General features: G+C 61.1%; 8 protein-coding genes and 1 tRNA gene. 5 read left to right on the top strand and 4 right to left on the bottom strand.

Annotation, left to right across the window (positions count from 1 at the left end; genetic code table 11):
* Positions 1-2: 2 nt before the first annotated feature.
* Positions 3-75 (bottom strand) — tRNA-Val (locus tag AC1Q6Y_RS19235).
* Between the two features lie 159 nt (positions 76-234).
* Here AC1Q6Y_RS19235 and rdgC point away from each other — a divergent pair.
* The 3 genes from rdgC to sugE all read left to right on the top strand — a co-directional run bounded on the left by rdgC (position 235) and on the right by sugE (position 2,692).
* Positions 235-1,155 (top strand): recombination-associated protein RdgC, encoded by a 921-nt coding sequence (gene rdgC / locus AC1Q6Y_RS19230; RefSeq protein ID WP_007969735.1) that lies wholly within the window; start codon positions 235-237, stop codon positions 1,153-1,155.
* A 138-nt stretch (positions 1,156-1,293) separates the two neighbouring features.
* A complete protein-coding gene (locus tag AC1Q6Y_RS19225; RefSeq protein ID WP_150814129.1) occupies positions 1,294-2,259 on the top strand; it encodes a bile acid:sodium symporter family protein in 966 nt (321 codons plus the stop codon).
* A gap of 118 nt (positions 2,260-2,377) precedes the next feature.
* Positions 2,378-2,692 (top strand): quaternary ammonium compound efflux SMR transporter SugE, encoded by a 315-nt coding sequence (sugE, locus tag AC1Q6Y_RS19220; protein WP_007977599.1) that lies wholly within the window; start codon positions 2,378-2,380, stop codon positions 2,690-2,692.
* A gap of 122 nt (positions 2,693-2,814) precedes the next feature.
* On the opposite strand, the gene AC1Q6Y_RS19215 is transcribed toward sugE, so the two are convergent.
* From AC1Q6Y_RS19215 to AC1Q6Y_RS19205, 3 genes are all read right to left on the bottom strand, one after another.
* Positions 2,815-4,689, bottom strand: coding sequence for an MFS transporter (locus AC1Q6Y_RS19215; RefSeq protein WP_492624975.1), 1,875 nt, complete (start codon positions 4,687-4,689; stop codon positions 2,815-2,817).
* A gap of 96 nt (positions 4,690-4,785) precedes the next feature.
* A complete protein-coding gene (locus tag AC1Q6Y_RS19210) occupies positions 4,786-5,937 on the bottom strand; it encodes a TDT family transporter (protein ID WP_492624974.1) in 1,152 nt (383 codons plus the stop codon).
* Positions 5,938-6,086: 149 nt separating this feature from the next.
* Positions 6,087-7,277 carry an MFS transporter gene (locus tag AC1Q6Y_RS19205; RefSeq protein WP_492624973.1) on the bottom strand — a complete coding sequence of 397 codons (1,191 nt, stop codon included), beginning with the start codon at positions 7,275-7,277 and terminating at the stop codon, positions 6,087-6,089.
* Positions 7,278-7,425: 148 nt separating this feature from the next.
* On the opposite strand from AC1Q6Y_RS19205, the gene AC1Q6Y_RS19200 reads away from it, so the two are divergent.
* A complete protein-coding gene (locus AC1Q6Y_RS19200) occupies positions 7,426-7,962 on the top strand; it encodes a TetR/AcrR family transcriptional regulator (protein WP_492624972.1) in 537 nt (178 codons plus the stop codon).
* A 229-nt stretch (positions 7,963-8,191) separates the two neighbouring features.
* A complete protein-coding gene (locus tag AC1Q6Y_RS19195; protein WP_090453934.1) occupies positions 8,192-11,662 on the top strand; it encodes a hybrid sensor histidine kinase/response regulator in 3,471 nt (1,156 codons plus the stop codon).
* Positions 11,663-11,755 lie beyond the last annotated feature (93 nt).

The following is an 11,755-nucleotide window of genomic DNA, read 5'->3' as shown; positions in this document are numbered from 1 at the left end:
GGTGGGTGATGACGGGATCGAACCGCCGACATTCTGCTTGTAAGGCAGACGCTCTCCCAGCTGAGCTAATCACCCTTCGCTTCGGTGTGGCGCGCATTCTACGGAGCGACCCAACCTCTGGCAAGCACTTTTTAAAATAATTTTCTCAGCCCTTCCAAAGGCTTAGAGAAAGGTTGGCCTATGGCACGGCGAAGACAATAATGCCCCCCTTTGTATAAAGGAGAGACTCACCCCATGTGGTTCAAAAACCTGCTTATCTATCGCCTGACCCAAGATCTGCCTGTTGATGCCGAGGCGTTGGAAACTGCACTGGCCACCAAACTGGCGCGCCCATGTGCAAGCCAGGAGTTGACCACCTACGGTTTCGTCGCGCCATTCGGCAAAGGCGAAGATGCGCCACTGGTACACGTCAGCGGTGACTTCCTGCTGGTGTCCGCGCGCAAGGAAGAACGTATTTTGCCAGGCAGCGTCGTGCGTGACGCCGTCAAGGAAAAGGTCGAAGAGATCGAAGCCGAGCAAATGCGCAAGGTATATAAGAAGGAGCGCGATCAGATCAAGGATGAAATCATCCAGGCCTTCCTGCCCCGCGCCTTTATCCGCCGCTCGTCGACCTTCGCCGCCATCGCGCCGAAACAGGGCCTGATCCTGGTCAACTCGGCCAGCCCGAAACGCGCCGAAGACTTGCTGTCGACCCTGCGTGAAGTGATCGGCACCCTGCCGGTGCGCCCGCTGACCGTGAAGATGTCCCCGACCGCGACCATGACCGAGTGGGTCACCACCCAGAAAGCCGCGGACGACTTCTTTGTGCTGGACGAGTGCGAACTGCGCGACACTCACGAAGACGGCGGCATCGTGCGCTGCAAGCGCCAGGACCTGACCAGCGAAGAAATCCAGCTGCACCTGAGCACCGGCAAAGTGGTCACTCAACTGTCCCTGGCCTGGCAGGACAAACTGTCCTTCGTCCTCGACGACAAAATGGTGGTCAAGCGCCTGAAGTTCGAAGACCTGCTGCAAGACCAGGCGGAACAGGACGGCGGCGACGAAGCCCTGGGCCAACTGGACGCCAGCTTCACCCTGATGATGCTGACCTTCGGCGATTTCCTGCCGGCGCTGGTTGAAGCGCTGGGTGGCGAAGAGACTCCGCAGGGGATCTAACGCCTTTTGATCTCTAATGTAGGAGCGAGCTTGCTCGCGATGGAGTGTCAGTAGCCCCTCTTTGTCTGACACACCATCGCGAGCGAGCTCGCTCCTACAGGGGGGGGTTGTAGAGTCACTTAAAATAAGGATCAGGCCATGCGCGCACTGGCTGCATTAAGTCGTTTTGTCGGCAACACCTTCGCTTACTGGGTACTGATTTTCGCTGTCGTGGCGTTTCTGCAGCCGGCATGGTTCATCGGCCTCAAAGGCGCCATCGTGCCCTTGCTGGGGCTGGTGATGTTCGGCATGGGCCTGACCCTCAAACTCGAAGACTTCGCCGAAGTCGCTCGCCATCCTTGGCGCGTGGCCCTGGGCGTGGTTGCCCATTTCGTGATCATGCCGGGCGTGGCGTGGTTGCTCTGCCAGGTGTTCCACTTGCCGCCGGAAATCGCCGTCGGCGTGATTCTGGTCGGCTGCTGCCCAAGCGGCACCTCGTCGAACGTGATGACCTGGCTGGCCCGTGGCGACCTGGCGCTGTCGGTGGCCATCGCCGCCGTCACCACCCTCCTCGCCCCGCTGCTGACCCCAGCCCTGATCTGGCTGCTGGCCTCGGCCTGGTTGCCGGTGTCGTTCATGGAGTTGTTCTGGTCGATCCTGCAAGTGGTGCTGTTGCCGATCGTGCTGGGCGTGGTTGCTCAACGGGTGCTCGGCGACAAGGTTCGCCATGCCGTGGACGTGTTGCCGCTGGTGTCGGTGGTCAGCATCGTGATCATCGTCACCGCAGTCGTCGCCGCCAGCCAGGCGAAGATCGCAGAGTCCGGTCTGTTGATCATGGCCGTGGTCATGCTGCACAACAGCTTCGGCTACCTGCTGGGCTATTTCACCGGGCGCCTGTTCAAGCTGCCTCTGGCCCAGCGCAAGTCCCTGGCCCTGGAAGTCGGCATGCAGAACTCCGGATTGGGTGCCGCGTTGGCGAGTGCACACTTCTCGCCACTGGCGGCGGTGCCGAGCGCCTTGTTCAGCGTGTGGCACAACATTTCCGGGGCATTGCTTTCGACGTATTTCCGCCGCATGAGCGAGAAACAGGATCGGGAAATGGCGGCGCAACAGGCCAGTAACTGAGTTGAAAACTTGATCCCCGGGTTAATGCTGGGCACTATATTGCGCAACGCGAGGACGACCTCGCGGCTCGATCGAGTCATTAATCAGGGGACGACCCCGTCAGACGATGGAGGTCTTCATGTCCTGGATCATTCTGTTTTTCGCCGGCCTGTTCGAAGTGGGCTGGGCCGTCGGCCTCAAGTACACCGACGGCTTCACCCGCCCGCTCCCCACTGTGTTGACCGTTGCGGCCATGGCTATCAGCCTTGGTTTGCTCGGCCTTGCGATGAAGGAATTGCCGCTGGGTACGGCCTATGCGATCTGGACCGGTGTCGGCGCCGTAGGCACGGTGATCGCCGGGATCATTCTGTTTGGCGAGTCCATGGCGCTGGTGCGGTTGGCGAGTGTGGCGTTGATCATTTCCGGGTTGGTTGGCCTGAAGGTCAGCGCTTAACTTTCAGACCGCCATCGCGAGCAAGCTCGCTCCCACAGGAATCGAAGGTGTTGCGACAATCTGCGACACACTGTGGATCCCTTGTGGGAGCGCTCGCGAAGCGGCCCGCGCGCATACAACCGCTATCTGACGGCCCCACGCAAATCCCCCACCAACGCCTGCAACTTGACCGGCTCCGCCACCTCAACCGCCACCGCCGGCCCTGCCACCAACGTCACCCGCGACCACAACCGGCGAAACAGCCCTTTACCGGGATCGCGGCTGAAGAAACTCCCCCACAACCCCTGCAAAGCCAACGGAATCACCGGCACCGGGGTCTCTTCGAGAATCCGCGTCAAGCCGCCCTTGAACTCGTTGATCTCGCCATCGGCGGTCAATTTACCCTCGGGAAAAATGCACACCAGCTCACCGTCCTTCAGATATCGGGCAATGCGCGTGAAGGCTTGTTCATATATCTGGATGTCTTCCTGGCGCCCGGCAATCGGAATCGTCCCCGCGGTACGGAAGATGAAGTTCAGCACCGGCAGGTTGTAGATCTTGTAGTACATGACAAAGCGAATCGGCCGACGTACCGCGCCGCCAATCAGCAAGGCGTCGACGAATGACACGTGATTGCACACCAGCAACGCCGCGCCTTCATCGGGAATCAAATCCAGATTGCGATGTTCGACGCGGTACATGGAATGGCTGAGCAGCCAGATCATGAAACGCATGGTGAACTCGGGGACGATCTTGAAGATGTAGGCGTTGACGCCGATGTTCAGCAACGACACCACCAGGAACAGTTGCGGGATCGACAGTTCGGCCACACTCAGCAAGACGATCGAGACAATCGCCGACACCACCATGAACAACGCGTTGAGGATGTTGTTGGCGGCAATCACCCGCGCCCGTTCGTTCTCCGCGGTACGTGACTGGATCAGCGCGTACAGCGGCACGATGTAGAAACCGCCGAAGACACCCAGGCCGAGGATGTCGAGCAACACCAGCCAGGCGTGACCAAAACCGAGGATCTCGATCCAGCCATGGCCGGCGGCGCTTTCCGGTATTGAGCCCGAATGCCACCACAGCAGCAGGCCGAAAACGGTCAGGCCGAACGATCCGAACGGCACCAGACCAATCTCGACTTTGCGCCCGGAGAGTTTCTCGCACAGCATCGAACCCAATGCGATGCCGACCGAGAACACCGTCAGAATCAGCGTCACAACGGTTTCGTCACCGTGCATCCATTCCTTGGCATAGGCCGGGATCTGCGTCAGGTATATCGCCCCGACAAACCAGAACCACGAGTTGCCGACAATCGAGCGTGACACCGCCGGCGTTTGCCCCAAGCCCAGCTTCAACGTGGCCCAGGACTGGCTGAAAATGTTCCAGTTCAGGCGCATTTGCGGCGTGGCCGCCGCCGCCCGGGGAATGCTGCGGCTGGCCAGGTAGCCGAGCACGGCAATGCCGATGATCGCCGTGGACACCACCGGCGCGTAATGCGCCGAAGACATCATGACCCCGGCGCCAATGGTACCGGCCAGGATCGCCAGGAAGGTGCCCATTTCCACCAGGCCGTTGCCGCCTACCAGTTCATCTTCCCGCAGGGCCTGCGGCAGGATCGAGTACTTCACCGGCCCGAACAGCGCCGAATGGGTGCCCATGGCGAACAGCGCCAGCAGCATCAACGACAGGTGATCGAACATGAAGCCGACGGCGCCGACCGCCATGATGGCGATTTCCCCAAGCTTGATCAGGCGGATCAACGCGTCCTTGGCGAACTTTTCCCCGAATTGCCCGGCCAGGGCCGAGAACAGGAAAAACGGCAGGATAAACAGCAGCGCACACAGATTGACCCAGACAGAGCGGTCACCTTCGATGGTCAGCTTGTACAGAATGGCCAGGATCAACGACTGCTTGAACACGTTGTCGTTGAACGCCCCGAGGGACTGGGTGATGAAGAACGGCAGGAAGCGCCGGGTGCGCAGCAAGGTGAACTGTGAGGGGTGACTCATCTTCCATGTGTCCCTGATGTTAGGTAGCGAGTGGCCTGGATTCTTATTGGATTATCAAAAGTCGATCCAGGCCACACCTTACCTAATCTTTGCCGGTTATTTCTTCAATCCGGCAATGCACGGCGAGACAAACAGCTCGCCACGCCAGGCGCCCAGCACCGTGCGCTTGCCGACGATCAGCCACATCACCGCCAGCAACGCCACCAGCACGCAGCCAAACACACTGAAGAACATCAAGTTCAAGGTACTGGCCAGTTTCAACGTCGCCAGAGAATAGACGCCCAGCGGGAAAGTGAAGCCCCACCAGCCAAGATTGAAGGGAATGCCGGCACGCAGGTAGCGCACAGTGATCAGCAACGCCATCAGCATCCACCACAGGCCGAAGCCCCACAAGGTGATGCCGGCCACCAGACCCAATCCTGCGGCAATCTCACCGATTCCCGGCATACCGTTGGCCGCGAAAATCAGCGGTGCATCGCCGCCCAGTACCAGCATGCCCAGCGCACCGGTGCCGATCGGGCCAAGGGCCAGCCAGCTCGAGGCGGCCATGTTTTCGTGGGGCAGTTTATGCAGGGCCATGCGCAGCAACAGAATGGTCAGGATGCTGAAGGCCACCGGCAGGGAAAACGCCCAGAGCACATAGCTGGTCACCAGCATCACCAGTTGCGAATGAGCGTCTGCCAAATGCGGCGCCAACAGGCCCCCGCTGGCGGCCGCCACTTCTGCCGCGACCACCGGCAACAGCCAGACCGCTGTCATCTGGTCGATGCTGTGCTCCTGACGGGTGAACATCATGTAGGGAATCAGCACGCCGCAGGCCAGCGACATGACCACATCCAACCACCACAGCACCTCGGCGAGGTGAATCACACCGTCGCCCCAGCGCGGCAGGCCAAACACCAGGAAGCCATTGATGATGGTCGCCAGCCCCATGGGGATGGTGCCGAAAAACATCGAAACCGTGGAGTGACCGAAAATCCGCCGCGCTTCGTCGAAAAACAGCACCCAGCGCGCCGTGTATAGCGCCGTAAACAGCAGAAACAGAGCGATATTGAACAGCCAGAGGGCTTCGGCAAAGGCGTGCAAGGCAGGTGTGGCAACCGGCAACTGCGCCAGTGCCAACGCCAACACGCCGGTGCCCATGGTGGCCGCGAACCAGTTGGGGGTGAACTGGCGGATCACCTCGCGGGGATGCTGCAAATGACTGAAAGGTTTGATTCCGGGCTTGATGCTATTGGCGCATGTCATGGCGAACTCCTGTCCTCTCGTGAGGTAGAGCCCATGTTAGATCCGAATAGAATATCTATATAACGGGTAATATCTCTATATCTTATCGATATAACTTATATAGCGTCAGACACTCCCTTCCGATTCGATCACCAATATCCGAGTCGTTCCTACCGGTTGGCCTCGCAGACCTTGGCCGAACGTGATCGCAGTAGACTCGCCATTGCGCTGAGAGCCAGCACAATCAGCATCGCACCATAACCATCGGTCGTTGCCACCAGACCAAACGTCCGCTCCAGGTTCCCGGCCAGTAGCGCCGGGAGGCAGAACGCCAGATAACTCAGCGCATAATATGCCGACATCAACCCGGCGCGCTCATGGGGCAAGGCCTGCGGCACCAGACTACGCACCGCCCCGAGGAAACCGGCGCCGAAACCGCAACCGGCGACCAGCGTGCCGAGGAAAAACAGCGGCAAACTGGCGCTGTGCACGCCCAGTAGAATCAGGGCGACTCCCGCCGGCAGCGAACAGGCGCCCAGTTGCAGCGCCTTGGTCACAGCCTGATTGCGCAGGGTGTAAATCATCAGGGCGCCGGTCACCGTCAATGCGGCGACGGTCGCCCCGCCAATCAGATTCGAGGTCGAGCCAGTCGCCGTGCGCACCAGCGAAGGTGCCAGCGACGCGTAAAAACCGCCGAGTGCCCAGACCGCCGTATTGAGCGGCAACACCCGCCACAAAGTGGAACGTGCCTGAGCCGGCACATGCAGGGTCGGTCGCAATGAGGCCCACACACCAGGCTGGCGCGAGACGCTTTCCCGCAATCGCCAGACATACACGGCCTGCATCGCGAACAGGGCCAGCAGCAGCCAGAAGGTCAAATGCAGCGGCGCGGGGGCAAACTCGGCCAACACACCACAACCCAGCGCCCCCAGAGCCATCCCGAGTAAAGGCGCGACGCTGTTGACCAGCGGCCCCTGCTCGCGGTCGGTGTCGAGCAGCGTTGCACTCAGAACCGCGGTGGCCATGCCGGTGGCGAACCCCTGCAGCACCCGGGCACTGATCAGCCAGGCGACGCTGTCGGCATGGATAAACAGCAACATCGCCAGGATGTTCAGCATCACCGCCGTAAAGATCACCGGTTTGCGCCCCAGGTAATCCGACAGCGAGCCGACTGTCAGCAACGCCGCCAACAGGCTGAGGGCGTACACGCCGAAAATCAGGGTCAAGGTCGCTGCCGAAAACTGCATCTGCTCCTGATACAGGTGATACAGCGGCGTCGGCGCAGTGGAGGCCGCCAGGAAACTGAGCAAGGTAACGGCCAGAAACCACAGGCTGGCACGATTTGAATGAGAACCGGGCATCGACACACTCCGCAAAAGCTAATTTTTTGCTTTTGCGGAGTGTGCTACTGGATCCCTCTTAAAGCAAATTCTTTGTGTTAAGGTCCGATGCATGGCTTTCAGGACCGGTTGCCAGCCGTAAGATCCGGTGCAATACAGGAAACACAGGATGACAGCTCCCACATTACGCCCCGGCGGCCGCAGCGCCCGGGTGCAAGAATCGATTCATTCGGCCGTGCGTCAACTCCTTGAGGAGCAGGACCGCGCCAGCGTGACGGTGCCGCAAATTGCAGCGCGCGCGGGCGTCACGCCGTCCACCATCTATCGACGCTGGGGCGATGTGTCGGCGCTGCTGGCAGACGTCGCCCTCGCCCGCATGCAGCCCGACAACGAACCGGCCAACACCGGCAGCCTTCACGGCGACGTGCGGGCCTGGGCGGAGCAGTACCTGGACGAGATGAGCTCCGAACCCGGCCGCAACATGCTGTGCGACGTGCAGGCGGCGTTGAAGCCGAGTTATTGCGCGACCATCATTGGCGGGCAATTGCAGACGATTCTGGATCGCTATCCGGATGAGCCCAGGCCCAGTGTCGATCGGTTGATCAATCTGATCGCCGCGCCGACGGTGTTTCGCATCCTGTTTGCCGAGGCGCCATTGGAGCTTGAAGAACTGCATCGCTTGATCGAAATCGCGTTGATTCCGTAATACCGCCCTTCGCGAGCAAGCCCGCTCCCACATTCGAGCGGTTTCCTTCAGGAAAAACGCGATCAACTGTGGGAGCGGGCTTGCTCGCGAAGGGGCCAGTCCAGACACTGAGAATCAACCTGCGACACCCCGCCACGCCACGACCTTGGTCGACACTGACTAACGCTGGCGGTCGTGCGAGACTGTCTGTCCGGGCGGGAGGTCCGGATGTCTTTTGTCTGGAGTCCCCATGTCGCTGTCCACCGGGCTGATTGCCGTCGTCGCCCTGGCCTATATGGCCATCCTGTTCGCCATCGCCTTCTATGGCGACCGTCGCAGCGCGCCCTTGCCGCCGCGTGTGCGGGCGTGGGTGTATAGCCTGTCGCTGGCGGTCTACTGCACCAGCTGGACCTTTTTCGGCGCCGTGGGCCAGGCCGCCGAACAGCTCTGGTCGTTCCTGCCGATCTACCTCGGGCCGATCCTGTTGCTGGTCGGCGCGCCGTGGGTCCTGCAAAAAATGGTGATGATCAGCAAACAGGAGAACATCACCTCGATCGCCGACTTCATCGCCGCACGCTATGGCAAATCCCAGTCGCTGGCGGTGGTGGTGGCGCTGATTTGCCTGGTCGGTGTGTTGCCCTACATTGCGCTACAGCTCAAAGGCATCGTGCTCGGCGTGAACCTGCTTATCGGCGCCGGTGCCGACGCCATGGGCACCCGCGCCCAGGACACCGCTCTGATTGTGTCGCTGGTGCTGGCGCTGTTCACCATCGTCTTCGGTACCCGCAACCTCGACGCCACGGAGCACCACCGCGGCATGGTGCTGGCCATCGCCTTCGAATCATTGGTGAAGCTGTTCGCGTTTCTCGCCGTCGGCGCCTTCGTGACCTATGGCCTGTACGACGGTTTCGACGACCTGTTCGACCAGGCCATGCTTGCGCCGCGCCTTGAACAGTACTGGAAGGAAACCATCAACTGGCCGTCGATGGTAGTGCAGACCGGTGTGGCGATGATGGCGATCATTTGCCTGCCACGGCAGTTCCACGTGACCGTTGTCGAGAACATCGATCCCCAGGATCTGCGCCTGGCCAAGTGGGTATTCCCGGCCTACCTCGCCCTCGCCGCCTTGTTTGTCGTGCCGATCGCCCTGGCCGGCCAGATGATGCTGCCCAGCTCGGTGTTGCCGGACTCGTTCGTCATCAGCCTGCCCCTGGCCCAGGCGCATCCGGCATTGGCTCTGCTGGCGTTTATCGGTGGTGCATCGGCCGCCACCGGCATGGTGATCGTGGCCAGCGTGGCGCTGTCGACCATGGTGTCCAACGACATGCTGCTGCCTTGGCTGCTGCGTCGCAACAACGCCGAGCGCCCGTTCGAAGTGTTCCGCCAGTGGATGCTGTCGGTGCGACGCGTCAGCATCGTGGTCATTCTGCTGCTGGCCTATGTCAGTTATCGCCTGCTGGGCTCGACCGCCAGCCTGGCGACAATCGGCCAGATCGCCTTCGCCGCCGTGACCCAGCTGGCCCCCGCCATGCTCGGTGCCCTGTACTGGAAACAGGCCAACCGCCGCGGCGTTTTCGCTGGCCTCGCCGCAGGCACCTTCCTGTGGTTCTACACCTTGATCCTGCCGATTGCCGCCCTCAGCCTCGGCCTGTCCTTGAACACGTTCCCGGGGCTGGCCTGGTTGCACAGCAATCCACTGAACCTGCCGATCACCCCGCTGACCCAGGGCGTGGTGCTGTCGCTGGCAGGCAACTTCACATTGTTCGCCTGGGTTTCGGTGCTGTCCCGCACCCGGGTTTCCGAGCACTGGCAGGCAGGCCGCTTCATCGGCCAGGAAATCAGCGCCCGCCCCAGCGCACGCTCGATGCTGGCAGTGCAGATCAATGACCTGCTGCAACTGGCGGCGCGCTTCGTCGGCGAAGAACGCGCCCGTCAAAGCTTCATCCGTTTTGCCTATCGCCAGGGCAAGGGCTTCAACCCGAACCAGAACGCCGACAGTGAATGGATCTCCCACACCGAACGCTTGCTGGCCGGTGTGCTTGGTGCCTCTTCGACCCGCGCGGTGGTAAAAGCCGCCATTGAAGGCCGCGAGATGCAACTGGAGGACGTCGTGCGCATCGCCGACGAAGCCTCGGAGGTGCTGCAATTCAACCGCGCCTTGCTGCAAGGCGCCATCGAGAACATCACCCAGGGCATCAGCGTGGTCGACCAGTCGTTGAAACTGGTGGCCTGGAACCGTCGCTATCTTGAACTGTTCAATTACCCGGACGGCTTGATCAGTATCGGCCGCCCCATTGCCGACATCATTCGCTACAACGCCGAGCGCGGATTGTGCGGCCCCGGCGAAGCCGAAGTGCACGTTGCCCGCCGCCTGCACTGGATGCGTCAGGGCCGCGCGCATACTTCCGAGCGGATGTTCCCCAATGGTCGGGTGATCGAACTGATCGGCAACCCGATGCCCGGCGGCGGCTTCGTCATGAGTTTCACCGACATCACCGCGTTCCGCGAAGCCGAACAGGCGCTGACCGAAGCCAACGAAGGCCTGGAGCAACGGGTCACCGAACGGACCCACGAATTGTCGCAGCTCAACGTTGCCCTGACCGAAGCCAAAGGCACCGCCGAGGCGGCCAACCAGTCCAAGACCCGTTTCCTCGCGGCCGTCAGCCATGACTTGATGCAACCGTTGAATGCGGCGCGGCTGTTCTCCGCCGCCCTCTCCCATCAGGAAGATGGTTTGTCCGGCGAAGCGCAGAAACTGGTCGGACACCTGGACAGTTCGCTGCGCTCGGCCGAGGACTTGATCAGCGACTTGCTGGACATTTCCCGCCTGGAAAACGGCAAGATCAATCCGAATCGCCAGCCATTCGCCCTCAACGAACTGTTCGATACCCTCGGTACAGAGTTCAAGGTGCTGGCGCGAGAGCAAAAACTGGAGTTCCGGGTTCGCGCAAGCACGTTACGGGTCGACAGCGACATCAAATTGCTGCGACGGATTTTGCAGAACTTCCTGACCAACGCTTTCCGCTACGGCAAAGGGCCGGTACTACTGGGGGTTCGCCGGCACAAGGAGCAACTGTGCCTGGAAGTCTGGGACCGCGGGCCAGGTATTCCGGAAGATAAATTGCAGGTGATTTTCGAAGAGTTCAAGCGCCTCGACAGCCACCAGACCCGAGCCGAAAAAGGCCTCGGCCTGGGGCTGGCGATTGCCGACGGGCTATGTCGCGTGCTCGGTCATACCTTGCGCGTACGCTCCTGGCCGGGACGCGGTAGCGTGTTCAGCGTCAGTGTGCCGCTGGCCCGGGCGCAAACCGCAGCGCCGGTCAAGGTCGCCGAGTTCAATGGCAAATTGCTCAATGGCGCGCAGGTGCTGTGTATCGACAATGAAGACAGCATCCTGATCGGCATGAACAGCCTGCTCAGCCGCTGGGGTTGCCAGGTCTGGACCGCGCGCAATCGCGAGGAATGCGCCGCGTTGCTGGGCGAAGGCATGCGCCCGCAATTGGCGCTGGTGGACTACCACCTCGATCATGGCGAGACCGGAACCGATTTGATGGCCTGGTTGCGCACGCAAATGGGCGAGCCGGTCCCTGGCGTGGTGATCAGCGCCGATGGCCGGCCGGAGACGGTCGACCTGGTGCATGCCGCGGGGCTGGATTACCTGGCCAAACCGGTGAAACCGGCGGCATTGCGGGCGTTGTTGAGCCGGTACATACCATTGTAACGAGGTTCAACACAGCCTCCTGTGGCGAGGGGGCTCGCCCCCGTTGGGCTGCGCAGCGGCCCCAAACCATTCAATGAGCCTCTTCAGATAAAA

The sequence above is a fragment of the Pseudomonas sp. GW823-FHT06E10 genome, from assembly GCF_058794995.1.
This window is presented reverse-complemented; position numbering and strand designations above follow the sequence as displayed.

Excerpts from the sequence above, each read along its gene's own strand:
- rdgC (WP_007969735.1), top strand. The coding sequence starts at position 235 with ATGTGGTTCAAAAACCTGCTTATCTATCGCCTGACCCAAGATCTGCCT.
- AC1Q6Y_RS19225 (WP_150814129.1), top strand. The coding sequence starts at position 1,294 with ATGCGCGCACTGGCTGCATTAAGTCGTTTTGTCGGCAACACCTTCGCT.
- sugE (WP_007977599.1), top strand. The coding sequence starts at position 2,378 with ATGTCCTGGATCATTCTGTTTTTCGCCGGCCTGTTCGAAGTGGGCTGG.
- AC1Q6Y_RS19215 (WP_492624975.1), bottom strand. The coding sequence starts at position 4,689 with ATGAGTCACCCCTCACAGTTCACCTTGCTGCGCACCCGGCGCTTCCTG.
- AC1Q6Y_RS19210 (WP_492624974.1), bottom strand. The coding sequence starts at position 5,937 with ATGACATGCGCCAATAGCATCAAGCCCGGAATCAAACCTTTCAGTCAT.
- AC1Q6Y_RS19205 (WP_492624973.1), bottom strand. The coding sequence starts at position 7,277 with ATGCCCGGTTCTCATTCAAATCGTGCCAGCCTGTGGTTTCTGGCCGTT.
- AC1Q6Y_RS19200 (WP_492624972.1), top strand. The coding sequence starts at position 7,426 with ATGACAGCTCCCACATTACGCCCCGGCGGCCGCAGCGCCCGGGTGCAA.
- AC1Q6Y_RS19195 (WP_090453934.1), top strand. The coding sequence starts at position 8,192 with ATGTCGCTGTCCACCGGGCTGATTGCCGTCGTCGCCCTGGCCTATATG.